The following is a 17,015-nucleotide window of genomic DNA, read 5'->3' on the forward strand; positions in this document are numbered from 1 at the left end:
GTCAGGCGCCGCGGTTCTGGCGGTTCTCGATCAGGTCGTCGACCACGGCCGGATCGGCCAGCGTCGAGGTGTCGCCGAGGTTCTCGAAGCTGTCCTCGGCGATCTTGCGCAGGATGCGGCGCATGATCTTGCCCGAACGGGTCTTCGGCAGGCCGGGGGCGAACTGGATCAGGTCGGGCGAGGCGATCGGCCCGATCTCCTGGCGCACCCAGGCGCGCAGTTCCTTGGCCAGATCCTCGCTCGGCTGCTCGCCGGCCATCAGCGTCACATAGACGTAGATGCCCTGGCCCTTGAGGTCGTGCGGATAGCCCACCACCGCGGCCTCGGACACTTTGGGATGGGCGACCAGAGCCGATTCCACCTCGGCAGTGCCCATGCGGTGGCCGGAGACGTTGATGACGTCATCGACGCGGCCGGTGATCCAGTAATAGCCGTCGGCATCGCGGCGGCAGCCGTCGCCGGTGAAATACATCCCCTTGTAGGTGGAGAAGTAGGTCTGCACGAAGCGCTCGTGGTCGCCGTAGACCGTGCGCATCTGCCCCGGCCAGCTATCGGTGATGACGAGGTTGCCCTCGGCCGCACCCTCCAGGATCGCACCTTCCGCATCGACGAGAGCCGGCTGCACGCCGAAGAAGGGCCGCGTCGCGGACCCGGGCTTCAGCGCCGTGGCTCCGGGCAGCGGCGTGATCAGGATGCCGCCCGTCTCCGTCTGCCACCAGGTGTCGACGATGGGGCAGCGGCTGTCGCCGACATTCTCGTAGTACCAGATCCAGGCTTCTGGATTGATCGGCTCGCCGACCGAGCCGAGGATCCGCAGCGAGGCGCGCGAGGTCTTCTTCACATGGTCGGTGCCGGCGCCCATCAGCGAGCGGATCGCCGTCGGCGCGGTGTAGAAGATCGTCACCTTGTGCTTGTCGATCACCTCCCAGAAGCGGGCCGGGGAGGGATAGGTCGGGATGCCCTCGAACATCAGCGTGGTCGCGCCGTTGGCGAGCGGTCCGTAGACGATGTAGGAGTGGCCGGTCACCCAGCCCACATCCGCCGTGCACCAGTAGATGTCCTCGTCCTTGCAGTCGAAGACGTATTGGTGGGTCATCGAGGCATAGGTGAGATAGCCGCCGGACGTGTGCAGCACGCCCTTGGGTTGGCCCGTGGAGCCGGACGTGTAGAGGATGAAGAGCGGGTCTTCCGCGTTGACCTCGACCGGCGGGCAGCTGTCCGAAACGCGCTCGCGCGCCTCATGGTACCACACGTCGCGGCCATCCTTCATGGCGATGTTGCCGCCGGTTCGCCGCACGACCAGCACCTTGTCGACCGGCGCCTTTTCGGCGGCCTTGTCGACATTGGCCTTCAGAGGCACCTTGCGGCCGCCGCGCAGGCCCTCGTCGGCGGTGATCACGACCTTGCTTTCGCAGCCCGAGATACGCTGCGACAGGCTGTCTGGCGAAAAGCCGCCGAACACGACCGAGTGGATGGCGCCGAGCCGGGCGCAGGCCAGCATCGCGTAGGCTGCCTCCGGGATCATCGGCAGGTAGATGGTCACCCGGTCACCCTTGGCAACGCCCAGGTCCTTGAGGACGTTGGCGAAACGGTTCACCTCGCCGGCGAGCTCGCGATAGGTGATCACCTTGTGCTCGGACGGGTCGTCGCCTTCCCAGATGATTGCCGCCTTGTCGCCGCGCGTCGCCAGATGGCGGTCGACGCAGTTGGCGGAGACGTTCAGCGTGCCGTCCTCGAACCATTTTATCGAGACGTTGTGCGGGTCGTAGGAGGTGTTCTTGACCCGGGTATAGGGCTTGATCCAGTCGATCCGCTTGCCGTGCTCGCCCCAGAATGCCTCCGGGTCGGAGACCGAGGCGGCGTACATCTCCTGATACTTCGCATCGTCGATCAGGGCGGATGCGGCAATCGCAGCCGGAACCGGATAGAGATTTTCGGACATACGGATCCTCCCAGTATCTCGAAGCGCGCGCATAATGCCGGCGCACCCCTAGTTGTCGCCGGGCATTATGGTGATCGCGGCGGGGGCCGTCCACTTTGCTGCAATCGTTCTTTCGTAGGCGGGGCGGGACGCGGCGTTAAGTCCGCCTGATCCGTCAGCCCATCAGACCGAGAACGATTCCCTGGACGAGGAGAACGGCAAGCCAGTGGCCGCCGTCGATCAGGGTGAGCGCCCAGGAGGAGCCCTGGAAGCGGTGGTTGACGATCAGGCTGGTGGCGAGAAAGCCGGTCCAGACCAGGACGGCCGACAGGATGCCGTTGGACACGGTCATCGGGCCGGCGTGGTAGATGATGCCGGCGAAGATCAGCGCCATCACCAGCTGGCAGACGAATGTGGCGAGGAACAGGAGCGGTCGCGGCTTGATGTCGGCCTCGTCCAGGCGCGCGGCGCGCATCCACACCTTGCCGAGCACCCCGTACCACACCGCCCCGGCGGCGAAGGAAGCAACTGCCGCGGCCAGCACGGCGAGAAGGTCGATCCCGTCGAACATCATCAGCCTGATCCGTTCCAATTTTCCGCCGTTCAGGCGATCAGCGTTTCCAGCCCGGCACGGGCAAGGCCGGCCGCAAGATCCTCCAGCGCCTCGCGACGCTCCGCCGCCCGGCCCGCCAGGAGGTGGACCAGAACGGTTCCACGTGCTTCTGCCGCTGCCCGGGACAGGGCTCGCGGCAGGGCCGGACCGCGGCGGATGCCGTCTCGGTCGATCTCGCCGATCCACACGCAGCGGGCATGACCGCCCTCCGGGCTTGCCTCGCCGAGACCGATCACCACAACCGCGTTGCGAAAGTCCTCCAGCGCGTCGAGATCGACGCCGGAAAACAGATAGCGCTTGCCCGAGGCCCCGGAGAGATAGCGGTAACGGTCGCCGAGGCCAAGTTCCTCGGCAGCACGCGGCGCGCCCGCCTGCGCCGGAACCGAGAGTTCGTCCAGCGTCTGCCCCGCGATGGGCGTCTCGACGGAGGATGCGGAAAGCAGATCGGCAGGGTCGCTGGCCGAGCTGTCTGCCGGCCGGGCCGCATCCGTTGGAGATGCGGACGGAACAGCGAACTCGCCCCTCGCGCCGGAGGGCCGGGCAGGGGAGGATGGTCGATGCTCCGTTCCGGCAGTTCCGCCGTCACTGGCGGACGTGCCGGCCGGCAGGGTTGCAACGGGTCCGGTCATGCCGCGATGATAGAACGTATCGTGAACTCTCGCCAGCACAAATGCGCGCCAGCTCGGCCGCTGCGACAGACGTGGACGTCTCGGCAGATATCACGAGGGCGGACCGCAGGCGCAGCCGTGGCACGATACGCGCGCACCCTGCCTTGCGGGCGAGGGGAAAAGCGGATTTTCCGTAAGGTCGAAGAGGGAAGTGGTGCCGCTGATAGGACTCGAACCTACGACCCCATCATTACGAATGACGTGCTCTACCAACTGAGCTACAGCGGCGTACCAGACCGGGACGAAGTGCCCCGGGGAGTGTGGCGGGTTCCCGCCAGAACCGGCGGCACGGGGCCGGGCCGGTTGCCCGCCGGGCGGTTTGTCTTCTCGGCAAGCACCCCGTTCCGCTTCGGCAGAGCCTCAAGGGCGATACCACGGGAAGGGTGATGCCGGACGACCGGTCCGTCAGGTGGCGGTGTGATAGCGGACAAGCGAGCGGTGCGCAAGAGGCTTTGCACCCGCCATCCCCGCTTTCGCAGCCCCCGGCGGCGCGGCCTCAGCGCGACAGGTAGGTTGACTTGATCTGGTTGGCGATCGCCTGGAACCGCCCGTTCAGCTCGGCCTCGTTTTCGGCGAGATAGTAGTCGCCGGACGAGGAGGCGCATTCGCTCATGACCTTCTTCGCCTGAGAGTTGCTGCCGATCTGAAAACCGACGGTGATGACCCGGATGCCGGATTTCTTGATCGCATCGCACAGGGCGATGGCACGGTTGGCCGAGTTCGAACTCTGGTCGAGCCTTGCGATCCAGTCGTAGTTCGTCCTGTCCAGCCTCACAGGACCATCGAACCAGGTGTTGAAGTCGCCGTCGGTCATCAACAGCATGTATTTCAGCACGCGCTCGTCGGTATAGGCGGCCGGTTTGCCGTCCGACGGCCACAGCGTCGACCAGTTGGGCGACAGCGTGTACCAGCCCCAGGCGACACCGGTCTGGCCGGCCGTGTTGCCGCTGGCCGACAGCTGCGAGATCGTGTAGAGCGGCGTCCCGGGCTTGGACGACGAGCCGGGGTCGAGCGTCAACGGCACCACTTCGGCATTGGGGCAGACGAAGCCGGAGGAACTGTAGGCCCGCGAGCCGTTCCAGTAGTAGCCGCTGTTGTAGCCGGCCTGTGCCGTTCCCGGCCCAACCGAGGCGGTGATGTAGCTGGCATCCGTGTAGGCCTGCGCACCTATGCGCTCCGAGACGCAATCGGTGTAGGAGCTGCGCGTCGAGTTCGCGCCCTTGGTGGCGAGCGAGGCGCGCGCGGAGCCGATATTGACGCCGCTGGCATAGGGCACGACGGCGATCCGGACCTTCTCGTTGGTGGGCGCGATGTCGGGCGGCACCAGCGTGTTGACGAAGTTGGTTGCGGCGCTGCGCAACGCGGAAATCTTGCTGCCGCCCATCGAGCCGGTCACGTCGAGGACCAGCGTCGCCTCGACGCTCTTCGGGTAGACGGCCTCGGCGTTGACGCTGACATTCAGCTCCTTGGGGCCGAAGCCGGCGAGATGGATGAAATAGGTCGGAACGCTCGAGCGCGCCGAAACCTCGATCACCCGGGACTCGGTGTTGATCTTCGGCTCGTCGATGACGATGGGGCTGGCGCTGCCGGACCCTTTCGTATTGGCCCCGAAATAGGCCTCGTAGTTGGCGTTGAGATACGACTTGATCTCTTCGGCGGTCATGTTGCGGATCGAAAGCTCTCGGGCCACCGCCAGCATTGCAGCGTCGAGGCCGCGGGCAATGCTCTGGCGCTGATTGATGGCGCGGGCGAAATCGAGGCCGGCGCCGCCGGCGACGATCGCGAAGATCGCAACGATCGCGAAGAGCGGCAGGATGGAACCGCTGCGGTCCCTGCCGAAGCGCCGCGCCTGGCGTCCTGCAGCCTTCAGCCTCTTGCCGGAATTACGAGACAGCATCTTTCCCCACTCCCGTGCCCATGCGGCGGCACGTGCCTGTTGCCGGGACAGTGGCACGAAGGAGCGACCGGTTGGTTAAGTCATTCTGCGAAAAACGGGAGTTTCAAAGAGTAGGTTGACGAAGGGTAAAACCGCCAGGATGCCGCGGGCGCGGCCCTGCGCGGCCCTGCGCGGGGCGGCGACGGCAGACGGTTGAGCTCAGGGCTCCAGCTCGGTGTCCCAGTAGAGGAAGTCGAGCCAGCTTTCGTGCAGATAGTTCGGGGGGAACAGACGACCGTTGTTGTGCAGGTCCTGGACGGTCGGGGGGAAGGGCATGTGCATCGGCCACATGCCGATGTCGCCACAGGACTTGTTGGCTTTGCGGAGGTTGCAGGGCGAGCAGGCCGTAATCACGTTGTCCCAGGTGGTCTGCCCGCCTTTGGAGCGTGGGACGAGATGGTCGAAGGTCAGTTCCTCCCGCGAGCCGCAATACTGGCATTGAAACCGGTCGCGCAGGAAGACGTTGAAGCGGGTAAAGGCGGGGTGGCGGCTCGGTTTTACGTAGCTTTTCAGCGAGACGACGCTGGGAAGTCTGAACTCGCTGCTCGGACTTCGAACCGTGATGTCGTACTCGGAGACAATGTTGACCCTGTCGAGGAACACGGCTTTCACCGCATCCTGCCACGCCCACAGCGACAGCGGATAATAGGCCAGCGGGCGGTAGTCAGCATTAAGCACCAGGGCCGGGTGAGCACCTGGAGAGATGGCGAGTGTCACACCTTCGCTCCTCATGCCTGCTTCGCCGGCCCAGCGAAGGCGCATCGCAACCGCGATTCGCTTCCCGGCCGGTCGACCGAACGCGAGCATAGTGTAGAGCCACAGTGACAGTCTTGTGAAGCCCGACAAAGCGCATGGCTTGGTCTTTGACGCAGGGGCTTGCACGCAAAAAAACGCGGGCCCGAGAGCCCGCGTTCATTCTCCTGGACGCTACGGCGTGGGATGTCAGCCGTGCGGCCACTCGCGGATGTCGACGAAATGTCCGGCGATCGCGGCGGCGGCCGCCATGGTCGGCGACACCAGATGGGTGCGGCCCTTGAAGCCCTGACGGCCCTCGAAATTGCGGTTCGAGGTGGAGGCGCAGCGCTCGCCCGGCGACAGCTTGTCGGCGTTCATGGCAAGGCACATGGAGCAGCCCGGCTCGCGCCAGTCGAAGCCGGCCTCGCGGAACACCTTGTCGAGGCCTTCGGCCTCGGCCTGCGCTTTCACCAGACCCGAGCCCGGCACCACCATGGCGTTGACGCTCTCGCGCACCTTGTGGCCGCGGATGACCGAGGCTGCGGCGCGCAGATCCTCGATGCGGCCATTGGTGCAAGAGCCGATGAACACCCGGTCGACGGAGATGTCGGTGATCGGGGTGCCGGCGGTCAGGCCCATGTACTGCAGCGCGCGGCGCTTGGAGGCGCGGCGGTTCTCGTCCTCGATCTCCTCCGGATCCGGCACGCGGCCGGTGACCGAGATCACGTCCTCGGGGCTGGAACCCCAGGTGACGATCGGCGGCAGGTTGGCCGCGTCGAGGCGCAGTTCGCTGTCGAAATGCGCGCCCTCGTCGGTGAAGAGCTTCTGCCAGTAGGCGACGGCCTTGTCCCAGTCAGCGCCCTTCGGGGCCTTCGGGCGGCCCTTGATGTAGTCGAAGGTCTTCTCGTCGGCGGCGATCAGGCCGGCGCGGGCGCCGCCCTCGATCGACATGTTGCAGACGGTCATGCGGCCTTCCATCGACAGCGCGCGGATCGCCTCGCCGGCATATTCGATGACATGGCCGGTGCCGCCGGCCGTGCCGATCTCGCCGATGATCGCCAGGATGATGTCCTTGGCGGTGACGCCGTCCGGCAGGATGCCGTCGACGGTCACGCGCATGTTCTTCGCCTTCTTCTGGATCAGCGTCTGGGTGGCGAGCACATGCTCCACCTCCGAGGTGCCGATACCATGGGCGAGCGCGCCGAAGGCGCCATGCGTCGAGGTGTGGCTGTCGCCGCACACGATGGTCATGCCCGGCAGGGTAAAGCCCTGCTCGGGGCCGACGATGTGGACGATGCCCTGGCGGAGGTCCGTCTCGCTGTAATACTCGACGCCGAACTCGGCGGCGTTTTTCGCCAGCGTGTCGACCTGCAGGGCGGATTCCGGATCGTCGATGCCGTGGCTGCGGTCGGTGGTCGGCACGTTGTGGTCGACCACGGCCAGCGTACGCTGCGGCTGGCGGACCTTGCGGCCGGTCATGCGCAGGCCCTCGAAGGCCTGCGGGCTGGTGACCTCATGCACCAGGTGGCGGTCGATATAGAGCAGGACGGTGCCGTCCTCCTGGGTCTCGACGACGTGGTCGTCCCAGATCTTGTCATAGAGTGTGCGCGGAGCGTTCATCTGTCTCTCCTGATAATCTTTAGGTCCGGGACGGGGCCGTCGGGCCTCCGGCCGGGTGCCGCACGGAGCGCGGCGAATGGCGGTCTTCGAAGAAAAGTGCGGGCCTCTCAGCCGGCGGGGGTACCAGCCGGCGCGAGCCCGGTGGTAAGGCCGGGATCGCCCGGCGATGCAAAAAGGGCGTGAAAGCGCGCAGGCAGGCGGCGGCGGTCGCCGATCTCGATGCGCTGCCAGCGGCGGGTGCGGGTCGGGCGCGGACGCGTACAGTCAAGCGCGCCCCGGACGGTGCCGTCCGGCTGCGATGTCCTGCCGCGCATTGGCGCGGGCGTCCTGTCACACGATGCGACCGGCATGGTCTCCAGCGGCTCCAGCTTCCGACGCTGCCGGTTCCCTCCCCGCCTGAAGCGGCGGCCGGCATGTCGATCGATGACGGGCCACGCTGCCCGGCGGCGCCCGGTTCGATGGAACCGCGCCTGCCGATGTCGTGCCCGTTCCCTTTCATTTGCGCCGATTGCCTTGCCGGGTCAAGGCCGCAGTTGCCTGCGCAGGCCGCCCCGAGCGGCCGGAGCGGCGGGCGTCAGCGCATCAGGCCGGGCAGCAGCAGGACCAGCGAGGGTACGGCGACGATCAGCGCCAGACGCACGATATCGGCGAGGATGAACGGCACGATGCCGCGGAAGATCCGCCCGAGCGGGACATCCGGCATCACCGTCTTCAGCACGAAGACATTGAGGCCGACCGGCGGGGTGATCAGGCTGATTTCCGTGACGACGACGACGACGATGCCGAACCACACGAGGTCGTAGCCGAGGGAGGCCATCATCGGCGCGAAGATCGGCACGGTGAGCAGCACCATGGAGAGGCTTTCCAGCACCATGCCGAGGCAGAGATAGACGCCGAGGACGGCCAGCAGGATGCCCCAGGGCGGCAGGTCGGAGGCCGCCGCCATGCCGGAGAGCGCCGCCGGCAGGCCGGCGATGTTGACGAAGTTGGAAAAGATCAGCGCGCCGATCAGCACCATGAACATCATCGTCGTGGTAGCGGCCGTATCGCTCAGCGTCTCCAGCAGGTTGGCAAGGGTCAGCCGGCGGCGGGCGAGCGCGATCAGGAATGCGCCGCTGGCGCCGATGCCGGCGGCCTCGGTGGCGGTGAAGACGCCGGCATAGATGCCGCCGATCACCAGCGCGAAGAGGGCGGAGATGCCGGCGACGCCGGCGAGGGCGCGGAAGCGCTCGCGATAGGGCAGGCGTTCGGCCGGCGGACCGGCTTCCGGGCGCCGCCAGCAGACCAGCCAGACGGCGGCCATGTAGCCGAGGATGCCGAGAATGCCCGGAATGATGCCGGCGATGAACAGTTTGGCGATGTCCTGCTGGGCGGTGACGCCGTAGAGCACCAGGATCACGGAAGGAGGGATCAGGATGCCGAGCGTGCCGCCGGCGGCGATCACGCCGCTCGCCAGCCCGTCGTCATATTTGTAGCGGCGCATCTGCGGCAGGGCGACCTTGCCCATGGTCGCGGCGGTGGCGAGCGAGGAACCGCAGACGGCGGAGAACCCGCCGCAGGCGACGGCGGTCGCCATGGCGAGGCCGCCGCGTCGATGGCCGAGCCAGGCGTGGCAGGCGGCGTAGAGCTCGTCGGACAGGCCTGCCCGGGTGACGAGGTTGCCCATCAGGACGAACAGCGGCACCACTGACAACGGGTAGGAAAGGCCGGTGTCGAAGGTGGTCTGTCCGACCATCGCCATGGCCGGGGCGAAGCCGAGGATCATCGTCAGGCCGAGGCCGCCGACGGCGGCCATCGCGACGGCGATCGGCACGCCCGCGAACATCACGACAACGAGAATGACGAGGCCGGGAAGCCAGGTTTCCATGGTCTTGCGAAGGTCCCTGGGGGAGGTGGACGAGGCGGCCGCTCAGGGCTGCCGGCGCAGGATCAATACGGTGGCGACCAGCGCCGAGATGCCGGTCAGCACGGCCATGACGAGGGCGACGGGCCCCAGCGGAATGCCGAGATAAACCGTGGCATCGCCATAGGAGCTGAAGTCGCGCGCCAGCAGGGCGAGCCGCCACGACAGCAGCCCCAGCACGCCGGCGGTCACCGTGAGCGCCAGCCGTGCAAAGCCGCGCCGCAACGCGCCGGGCAGTCGGCCGGTGACGAGGTCGACGGTGACATGCTCCCGCCGTGCGGTGACGATCGGCAGGCCGACGAAGACGACGAGCGCCAGCAGCACCTCGGTCAGCTCGAACGCGCCGGGCAGCGGGCTGTTGAACACATAGCGACCGATGACGTCGACGAAGGTCACCGTCATCATCACCAGCAGCAGCAGCGCGGCGACGAGCTGGAGGAGGCGCGTCGCCGCGGCGAGCGGCCGGAAGGGGCTGTCGCCCCCGCCGGTCGCGCCGTCGCGGGTTTCGCCGGTCATTTCGCTGCGGCGATCTCGGCCTTGAGCATGTCGATGGCCGCCTGGCCATCGATGCCGGCGGCGGAGGCCGCGTCGAGGAAGCCCTTCTCGACACCGGCGAGCTTCTCCGCGATGGCGGCGGTCATGGCATCGTCCGCGGTGGTCTGGGCGACGCCCTTCTCCTCCATCACCTTGATCCCGGCCGCGTCGGCCGCATCCCAGGCCTGTCCGGCCATGCGGGCCATGGCCTCGCCCGACACGCTGTCGATGGCGGCCTTGTCCTCGTCGGAGAGCTTGTCCCAGGCGCCGCGGTTCATCACCACGAAGAAGGAGGTGTTGTAGAGGCCGCCCGGCACCGACACGCCGTTGCGGATCACCTCGTCGATGCGGAAGAAGGGCACGGACTCCGGCGGGAACAGGATGCCGTCGGCAACGCCGTTGGCGAGGATCTCGTAGACCTGCGGCGAGGGGGCCTGCACGCCGACCATGCCGAGCCGCGAGGCGATCTCGGCAACGATGCCGCCGCCGATGCGCATCTTCAGGCCAGCAAGGTCGTCGACCGAGGCGACCTTCTTGTTGGTGGTGTAGATGCCGCCGGGACCATGGGTGAAGACGGTGAGCAGCTTGACGCCCTCATGCTCGTCGGCCTTGGAGAGCATCGCCTCCTGCACCTTCCAGTAGGCGACGGACAGCGCCTCGGCGCTGTCGGACAGGAACGGCCCCTCGACCAGCGGCGTCAGCTTGAAGCGGCCGGGCGTGTAGCCATGCACGCCATAGCCGACATCGGCCGCGCCCGAGCGGATCAGGTCGAACTGTGCCGGCGGCTTGCCGATCGGCGCGGCCATGATCTCGACCTTGACGCGTCCGTCGGTCGCCTTGGCCACCTGCTCGCCCCAGGGGGCCAGGATGTCCTTGACGATGGGGTGGGAGGGCGGCAGCCAGTTGGATACGCGCAAGGTGGTCTCGGCGGAGGCGGCAGTGGCGAGGCCAAGTGCCGCGACCGCGGTCAGCATCCCGATGAATTTCCGCATTTCAGTCCCCTCTGTCTGGTTCTTGTTCCGGTCAGGCGCTTTGCTTCTTGCCGGACGCATTGAGCGCATCCTCGGCTATTTTCCTGACCCTTTCCAGCTGGATCTTGCCGAGCGCATTGCGCGGCAGCTCCTGCGTGAAGACGACGGATTTCGGGTGCTTGTAGCGCGCCAGACGTCCGTCGAACCCTGCCAGCACCGCCTCGGCGGTGACCTCCCGGCCGGGTTCCGCAACCACCACCGCCACGGGGCTTTCGCCCCAGCGCGGATCGGGAATGCCGACCACTGCGGCTTCCCTCAGGTCGGCGATCTCGCCGAGCACCCGCTCCAGCTCGGCCGGATAGATGTTCTCGCCGCCGGAAATGATGACGTTCTTCAGCCGGTCCTTGAACCAGAAGACGCCGGCCTCGTCGCAAAGGGCAAGGTCGCCGGTGCGGAACCAGCCGTCGCGGAACGTGTCGGCCGTCGCCGTCTCGTTGTTCCAGTAGCCTTGCGTGATGTTGCCGCCCTTGAGCTCGATCTCGCCGATCTCGCCGGGACGGGCGTCGCGGTCGCCGATGCGGATGCGCGCCCTGGTGTGCAGGCCGGGCCGGCCGATGGCACCGAATTCCGGGACAACGTTCTCGCGGCGCTGGTAGATCGCGACCGGTCCGGTCTCGGTCGCGCCATAGACCTGCAGCACCGGCACGCCGCGGTCGACGAAGGCGCGCATCAGGGCGTGCGGCACGTCGGAGGAGCCTGTCGCGACAAGGCGCAGGGAGGAAAGGTCCGCCGTCTCCCACTCGGGATGGGCGATCAGCGCGGCGAGCGTTGCCGGCACCAGGACCGTGATGTCCGGACGCTGGTCGCGGATCGCGGCGAGCGTCGTGCCGGGGTGGAACCGGTCGTGCAGGATCACCGTCGCCCCGGCATAGAGCGCCGGCGTCGTCTGGATGTTGAGCCCGCCGACATGGAACATCGGCAGCACCGTCAGCACCGTGTCGGCGGCGGTGATCTCCTGCATGTGCAGGGCGTTCAGCGCGTTGGCCTCGACGGCGGCCTGGGTCAGGACGGCGCCTTTCGGCCGGCCGGTCGTGCCGGAGGTGTAGACGATGAGCAGGGGATCTTGCGCCGCACCGTCTCCCTCGCCATGGCCGAGCGGTGCGTCATCCAGCGTCTGGCGGGCGAGGCCGCCCGTTGCCGGGTCGGCGACCAGCGTCTCGGGAAGCGGGGCGAGGGCCGCCATCGCGGCAAGGGTGGCGGCGAAGTCGGGTTGATGCACCAGCAGCCTCGCGCCGCTGTCGGCGAGGGCGTGCGAGAGTTCGGGCGGGGCAAGGCGCCAGTTCAGCGGCACGAGAATGGCACCGAGCCGGGCCGCGGCGAAGGTCAGCAGCAGCTGGTCGGGCGAATTGGTGCCCAGATACGCGATCCGCTCGCCGCGGGTGATCCCATGGCGGGTGGCAAGGGCACCGGCCAGACGGCCGATGCGGGCGGCGAGAGCGGCGTAATCGATCCGCTCGTCGCCGAAGACCAGCGCCGTCTTCTCCGGTGTGAAGCGGGCATGCGCCTCGATCCAGTGGTCGATCGACGTCACTCGTCGGTTTCTCCCGGCAGGTAGAGGCTTTCCCGGCCGATCCGGTCGAGGCAGATCTCGGCCGTCCAGGGCAGCATCAGGGCGCCGCAGCGGCTGTCGCGGAACAGGCGCTCCAGCGGCAGGGACTTCAGCATCGACTGGCCGCCGCAGGTGCGGATGGCGAGCTGGCAGATCTCGTTGGCGTTTTCCATCACCGTGTAGTGGGCCGCCCAGGCACGCAGCATCTGCTCGCGCGAGGGATCGGGGCCGGCCTCGGTGATCGCCTGGAACCACAGGGCCTTGGTCTGCTCCAGCATCAGGTGCATCTGGGCAACGCCCATCTGCTTGGTGGGGAACATGCGCCGCTTGACCGGCGGCAGACCCGGCCATTCGCCGCGCAGATACTTGACGGTGAAGTCGAAGGCCGCCTGGGCGATGCCCATGTAGGTCGGCGACAGGGTCATGAACATGTGCGGCCAGCGGCTGGCGGCCTGATAGTAGACGCCGCGCGGCATCAATGCCTCGTCCTCGGACACGAAGACGTCCTTGAACAGCAGGGTGCGCGAGACGGTGCCGCGCATGCCGAGCGGGTCCCAGGGACCGACCACCTCGACGCCCTCCGCCGTTGCCGGCACGGCGATATACATCGTGTCGCGGCGGGAGGGGCGCTCGCCCTCTTTCATCTCGCCGCAGAGGATACCGTAGTAGTCGGCATGGCCTGACAGGGAGGCGAAGATCTTCTTGCCGTTGATGATCCAGCCGCCGTCGACCTTGCGGGCGGAGGTGGAAAAGGGCGCAGCGCCAGCCGCGGCGGCGCCGCCTTCCGAGAAGGGCTGGGAGTAGATGGCCCCGTCTTCCAGGATGCGCTTATAGTGGACGGCACGGCGCTGGCGATGCAGCTCCCGCTCGTCGGCCTCGATTTCCAGGTCATCGGTCAGCGCGCCGGTCCACAGGCAGGAACACACATGCATGTTCCAGGTCAGGGCGGTCGCACCGCAATAGCGGCCGATCTCGGCGGCCGTCATCATGTAGGTGCGGAACGGGGCGCCGTGGCCGCCGTCCTCCTTGGGCACGCAGATGCCGAGAAGGCCGGCCTCGTGCATGTCGCGGTAGTTCTGCGTCGGAAAGACCGCGTCGCGGTCGATGGCCTCGGCACGCGGAGCGAAGCGGGACTTGGCCACCCGGCGGGCGAGGGCGGTCAGTTCCTCCTCCTGCTCGGTCAGGCGGAAGGCCTTGGGATCGAAGATCGGCTTGTCCATGTCGAGCGTCTCGAGATCGGCGACGGTCATCGGCCTGCTCCCTCTTGCGGCGGTGTGGTCTCGGTCTGTTTCAGGAAGTCGCGGAGCGCGGCCTCGAAGGCCTGCGGGCATTCCAGCGGGGCCAGATGGCCGGTGCCGGGCAACTCCACGTAGCGGGCGTCGTGCAGCTTTTCGCTCATCCGGCGCATGGTCGGGGCGGGCGCGTTGCGGTCCACCTCGCCGGCGACGAGCAGAACCGGCGCCGCGATGTCCGCCAGCGTCTCGCGCGCATCGAAGGTGGCAAGGCAGCGGATCGCCTCGCGATAGGTCGCCTCCGGCACCCGGCTCATGGCGGCGGTGGCCGTCGGCACGGCAGCCGGGTCCGAGGCCGGTCCGACGAGATCCGGCACGAATTCGCGGGCAAGCTCGGGGATCGTGCGTCCGGCATCGAGCGGGGCCAGCCGCTCGGCGACGAAGCGCTTCTGGAACTCGCCGTCACGGCTGCCAAAAGCGGCGGTGGTGGCGGACAGGACCAGGGTGCGCACGCGGCTTGGATGGCGGGCCACGAAGTCCTGGGCCAGCATGCCGCCGATGGAGTGGCCGAGCAGGTCGACCTGGTCGAGCCCGAGCCGATCGAGAAAGGCGAGCAGGGCTTGCGACAAGGCGGGGAAGGTCATCGGCGACAGCAGCGCGGTGCCGCCGTAGCCGGGAAGGTTCCAGCCGATGGCGTCGTGATCCTGGCCGAGCCCCTCGATTTGCGGCGCGAACATCTCGGCACCGGCGCCGATGCCGTGCAGCAGCACGACGGCGCGCTCGCCCCCGGTCCTGCGGATGTGGTCGGTCCCGTTCATCGCAGCGCCTCGATCAACTCGCCGTCCACCACCACCGGCTCGCCGTCGAGCGCGATGGTGCAGCCACGCACCGGAATGTCGAAATGGCCCTTGGTGAAGCGGCCAGCGAACTCGTTGGCTCCGGTCGAGAACAGGAAATTGCCCGAATAGGCGCGCACTTCCGTTCCGTTGGTCTCGCGCTGGTCGTACATGGTCAGCGCCTCGTAGCGCGCTCCGGCATTCATGCCGAAGCCGACATGGGCGACGGCATAGGCCTCCTTGTCGCCCCAGGCGGCGAGATAGCGGCGGGTCAGTTCGGCATCGGTGCCCTCGCCCTCGATCTCCGTCACATAGTCGTCGACAATGGTGAGGCAGACCGGGCGCTCGAGATAGCGCTTGAAGGTCAGGTTGATGTCGCCGGCATCCAGCACCAATGTGCCGTTGACGCTGTGGGCGGCAGGGAAGCTGACAACGAGGCCGGCCGGCCAGTGGGCGACGGAGCCCGGCCGGTCGCACCAGCCCCATACGCCGACGGTCGAGGCGCCTTTCATGGCGACCTTGAGATCCGTGCCGGCGGCGGAAGTGACGGTCATCTCGGTCGCCGCACGGATGCGGGAGACGGCCTCTCGCACCCGGTCCTTGTCGCGCGGCTGCGGCAGAAGGCGCTCAAGCGCGTCCGGATGTTCGTTTGAAATCATCAACATGCGGGCGCCGCCCGCGATGATGCGCGGCAGCTCCGGCGCGTGCAGCAGGCCCTCGACCGTCAGGTCGACGACGAGGCCGCTGGCGGCAAGGGCGGCAATCGCCGCGTCCTGTCCGGTGAGCGCAGCCGAGGCACCGGTCGAGCGCACCGGCACCGGCGCATCTTGCGGGGGCGTCGGCACGACCACATGGAAAGGCCGGGCGCCGAGGCGCTGCAGGGCAAGTTCCGCGATGTGGACGTTGAGGGCGCGCGACTGGGTTTCGGAGAGGATTGCGACACTCTCCCCCGGCGCCACCTTGCAGAGGGTGAAGACGGCCGCGAAGGCGTCGATCCACTTTCCCTCGATCCTGTCGGCGAGCATCAGATCCTCCTCCCGATCCGCCCCGGCCAATCGCTTCGCGCCGACGTCCGGCACGGCCCGATCCGTGCCGTCCGACGTTTTGTTGCGCCGGGCGGGCAATTTTCGCAGCAAGCGAAAAGAACTTGGAGGAGCGTAGCAATTTCGTTATTGTATGAAAAGGAATATTTTTAGGCATGAACTTGTTGCCGGCGGCGGCGCGCCGGCATTCCGCAAGCCGAAGGCACGAGGACAGGCCATGATGAGCGATCACCGCAGCTTCCGCAGCGCCCTCGGGCGGTTCGTCACCGGCGTCACCATCGTCACCACGCTGGACGAGGCCGGTCGGCCGGTCGGGCTGACGGCCAATTCGTTCAACTCGGTCTCGCTCGATCCGCCGATGGTGCTGTGGAGCCTCGCCCGAAAATCGCAGAATCTCGCCGTTTTCGAGCGGTCCCGGCACTATGCGGTCAACATTCTGGCGTCCGATCAGCGGGCGCTGTCCGACCGGTTCGCGCGGCCGGTGGAGGACCGTTTCGCCGGAGTTTCCTGGCAGCCGGGGCAGTGCGGCGTGCCGGTGCTGGCGGGGGTAACCGCGGTGTTCGAGTGCCTCAACGCGACCCGGGTGGAGGGTGGCGACCACCTGGTTTTCCTCGGCAAGGTCGAGGCCTTCGACCATGCCGACCGCGAGCCGTTGCTCTATCATTCGGGGCGGTACGCGACCCCGAGCTATGCCGATGCGTCGGCCGTCCTGCCCGAATGAGAGGCGTGCAATGATCGATATCGCGGCATCTAGCCGCCCACCCGCCGGCAGCCAGCCGGACAGCGGAAGTGCAAGCCGGGACGGACGCTTCGTCGACGGCTATCTGCTCTATCTGCTGGCGCGGGCCTCCAGCGTTGCAAGCGCGGAATTCCACGAACAGGTACGGGCGCGCGGGGTGCCGGTCGCGGTGTGGCGCATCCTCGCCTCCCTGAAGGGAACGGGCGAGGGGCTGACCGTCGGCGAACTGGCGAAGAGCTGCCTTGCCAACCAGCCGGCGATCTCCAAGACCGTGGACAAGCTGGTCGCCAAGGGGCTGGTCGAGCGGCAGACGGACGCGGAAGACCGGCGCCGTGTCTGGGTACGGCTGACGCCGGCAGGCGAAGCGCATGTTGACGAGCTTATCCTCGACGCCAGGGCACATCAGGCGCGGCTTGTCGAGGCAATCGGCGAGGGGGAAACGGAGACGCTGCGCCGGGCCCTGCTGCGGCTGATCGAAAGGGCGGGGCCGGGCGCCCCGGCCGCCGATTTCGACGGGTTTTCCGGAAAATAATCCTTTAGTTACAAAGCGATGATGGCTATTTGAGAGATTGAGACGGATTTTGCGAAATTCCGTCTCAATCTGCCGAAAAGTTGCGTTGTTGCATCCAAACGCCGCAACGGGTTCAATCAGCCC

At 67.3% G+C, this 17,015-nt stretch carries 16 protein-coding genes and 1 tRNA gene; 2 read left to right on the forward strand and 15 right to left on the reverse strand.

What is annotated here, in order from left to right; genetic code table 11:
* Position 1: 1 nt before the first annotated feature.
* From acs to ACVJ6E_RS17175, 15 genes are all read right to left on the reverse strand, one after another.
* Entirely contained in the window at positions 2-1,942 is a 1,941-nt protein-coding gene (gene acs / locus ACVJ6E_RS17105; protein ID WP_120270001.1) for an acetate--CoA ligase, read from the reverse strand.
* A 154-nt stretch (positions 1,943-2,096) separates the two neighbouring features.
* Positions 2,097-2,495: a DUF1761 domain-containing protein gene (locus ACVJ6E_RS17110; protein ID WP_120270002.1), complete on the reverse strand. Its 399-nt coding sequence runs from the start codon at positions 2,493-2,495 to the stop codon at positions 2,097-2,099.
* Positions 2,496-2,524: 29 nt separating this feature from the next.
* Complete coding sequence (locus tag ACVJ6E_RS17115) at positions 2,525-3,163, reverse strand: hypothetical protein (protein ID WP_120270003.1); 639 nt, start codon at positions 3,161-3,163, stop codon at positions 2,525-2,527.
* A 191-nt stretch (positions 3,164-3,354) separates the two neighbouring features.
* Positions 3,355-3,430: transfer RNA gene (locus tag ACVJ6E_RS17120), tRNA-Thr, on the reverse strand.
* Between the two features lie 268 nt (positions 3,431-3,698).
* Entirely contained in the window at positions 3,699-5,099 is a 1,401-nt protein-coding gene (locus tag ACVJ6E_RS17125; protein ID WP_120270004.1) for a TadE/TadG family type IV pilus assembly protein, read from the reverse strand.
* 198 nt (positions 5,100-5,297) lie between these two features.
* On the reverse strand, positions 5,298-5,855 hold the full coding sequence (locus tag ACVJ6E_RS17130) for an HNH endonuclease (protein WP_120270221.1): 558 nt from the start codon (positions 5,853-5,855) through the stop codon (positions 5,298-5,300).
* Between the two features lie 225 nt (positions 5,856-6,080).
* A complete protein-coding gene (gene leuC, locus ACVJ6E_RS17135; protein WP_120270005.1) occupies positions 6,081-7,493 on the reverse strand; it encodes a 3-isopropylmalate dehydratase large subunit in 1,413 nt (470 codons plus the stop codon).
* 107 nt (positions 7,494-7,600) lie between these two features.
* Positions 7,601-7,807: a hypothetical protein gene (locus ACVJ6E_RS17140; protein WP_097174297.1), complete on the reverse strand. Its 207-nt coding sequence runs from the start codon at positions 7,805-7,807 to the stop codon at positions 7,601-7,603.
* A gap of 260 nt (positions 7,808-8,067) precedes the next feature.
* Positions 8,068-9,360: a TRAP transporter large permease gene (locus ACVJ6E_RS17145; RefSeq protein ID WP_120270006.1), complete on the reverse strand. Its 1,293-nt coding sequence runs from the start codon at positions 9,358-9,360 to the stop codon at positions 8,068-8,070.
* Positions 9,361-9,402: 42 nt separating this feature from the next.
* Entirely contained in the window at positions 9,403-9,912 is a 510-nt protein-coding gene (locus tag ACVJ6E_RS17150) for a TRAP transporter small permease (RefSeq protein ID WP_120270007.1), read from the reverse strand.
* Positions 9,909-10,922, reverse strand: coding sequence for a TRAP transporter substrate-binding protein (locus ACVJ6E_RS17155; RefSeq protein ID WP_120270008.1), 1,014 nt, complete (start codon positions 10,920-10,922; stop codon positions 9,909-9,911). Before ACVJ6E_RS17155 ends, ACVJ6E_RS17150 begins: the two co-directional genes overlap by 4 nt.
* 31 nt (positions 10,923-10,953) lie before the next feature.
* Positions 10,954-12,492: an AMP-binding protein gene (locus ACVJ6E_RS17160; RefSeq protein ID WP_199681406.1), complete on the reverse strand. Its 1,539-nt coding sequence runs from the start codon at positions 12,490-12,492 to the stop codon at positions 10,954-10,956.
* Positions 12,489-13,760 carry an acyl-CoA dehydrogenase family protein gene (locus tag ACVJ6E_RS17165; protein ID WP_120270009.1) on the reverse strand — a complete coding sequence of 424 codons (1,272 nt, stop codon included), beginning with the start codon at positions 13,758-13,760 and terminating at the stop codon, positions 12,489-12,491. The genes ACVJ6E_RS17160 and ACVJ6E_RS17165 overlap by 4 nt, the downstream gene beginning before the upstream one ends.
* Entirely contained in the window at positions 13,757-14,560 is an 804-nt protein-coding gene (locus tag ACVJ6E_RS17170) for an alpha/beta fold hydrolase (protein ID WP_120270010.1), read from the reverse strand. The genes ACVJ6E_RS17165 and ACVJ6E_RS17170 overlap by 4 nt, the downstream gene beginning before the upstream one ends.
* Complete coding sequence (locus ACVJ6E_RS17175; protein ID WP_120270011.1) at positions 14,557-15,603, reverse strand: 2,5-dihydroxypyridine 5,6-dioxygenase NicX family protein; 1,047 nt, start codon at positions 15,601-15,603, stop codon at positions 14,557-14,559. The genes ACVJ6E_RS17170 and ACVJ6E_RS17175 overlap by 4 nt, the downstream gene beginning before the upstream one ends.
* A gap of 238 nt (positions 15,604-15,841) precedes the next feature.
* On the opposite strand from ACVJ6E_RS17175, the gene ACVJ6E_RS17180 reads away from it, so the two are divergent.
* The gene (locus ACVJ6E_RS17180) at positions 15,842-16,342 is read left to right on the forward strand and encodes a flavin reductase family protein (RefSeq protein WP_120270223.1); all 501 of its coding nucleotides are present in this window, start codon (positions 15,842-15,844) and stop codon (positions 16,340-16,342) included.
* A 10-nt stretch (positions 16,343-16,352) separates the two neighbouring features.
* Entirely contained in the window at positions 16,353-16,892 is a 540-nt protein-coding gene (locus tag ACVJ6E_RS17185; RefSeq protein ID WP_158592733.1) for a MarR family winged helix-turn-helix transcriptional regulator, read from the forward strand.
* Positions 16,893-17,015: the final 123 nt, after the last annotated feature.

This window comes from Stappia sp. G46H5W, from assembly GCF_058448995.1.

Bases quoted from the DNA above. Each gene is read 5' to 3' on its own strand.
- ACVJ6E_RS17185 (WP_158592733.1), top strand. From the start codon at position 16,353: ATGATCGATATCGCGGCATCTAGCCGCCCACCCGCCGGCAGCCAGCCG.
- ACVJ6E_RS17170 (WP_120270010.1), bottom strand. From the start codon at position 14,560: ATGAACGGGACCGACCACATCCGCAGGACCGGGGGCGAGCGCGCCGTC.
- ACVJ6E_RS17125 (WP_120270004.1), bottom strand. From the start codon at position 5,099: ATGCTGTCTCGTAATTCCGGCAAGAGGCTGAAGGCTGCAGGACGCCAG.
- ACVJ6E_RS17175 (WP_120270011.1), bottom strand. From the start codon at position 15,603: ATGCTCGCCGACAGGATCGAGGGAAAGTGGATCGACGCCTTCGCGGCC.
- ACVJ6E_RS17140 (WP_097174297.1), bottom strand. From the start codon at position 7,807: ATGCGCGGCAGGACATCGCAGCCGGACGGCACCGTCCGGGGCGCGCTT.
- leuC (WP_120270005.1), bottom strand. From the start codon at position 7,493: ATGAACGCTCCGCGCACACTCTATGACAAGATCTGGGACGACCACGTC.
- ACVJ6E_RS17165 (WP_120270009.1), bottom strand. From the start codon at position 13,760: ATGACCGTCGCCGATCTCGAGACGCTCGACATGGACAAGCCGATCTTC.
- ACVJ6E_RS17110 (WP_120270002.1), bottom strand. From the start codon at position 2,495: ATGATGTTCGACGGGATCGACCTTCTCGCCGTGCTGGCCGCGGCAGTT.
- ACVJ6E_RS17150 (WP_120270007.1), bottom strand. From the start codon at position 9,912: ATGACCGGCGAAACCCGCGACGGCGCGACCGGCGGGGGCGACAGCCCC.
- ACVJ6E_RS17180 (WP_120270223.1), top strand. From the start codon at position 15,842: ATGAGCGATCACCGCAGCTTCCGCAGCGCCCTCGGGCGGTTCGTCACC.
- ACVJ6E_RS17155 (WP_120270008.1), bottom strand. From the start codon at position 10,922: ATGCGGAAATTCATCGGGATGCTGACCGCGGTCGCGGCACTTGGCCTC.
- ACVJ6E_RS17115 (WP_120270003.1), bottom strand. From the start codon at position 3,163: ATGACCGGACCCGTTGCAACCCTGCCGGCCGGCACGTCCGCCAGTGAC.
- ACVJ6E_RS17145 (WP_120270006.1), bottom strand. From the start codon at position 9,360: ATGGAAACCTGGCTTCCCGGCCTCGTCATTCTCGTTGTCGTGATGTTC.
- acs (WP_120270001.1), bottom strand. From the start codon at position 1,942: ATGTCCGAAAATCTCTATCCGGTTCCGGCTGCGATTGCCGCATCCGCC.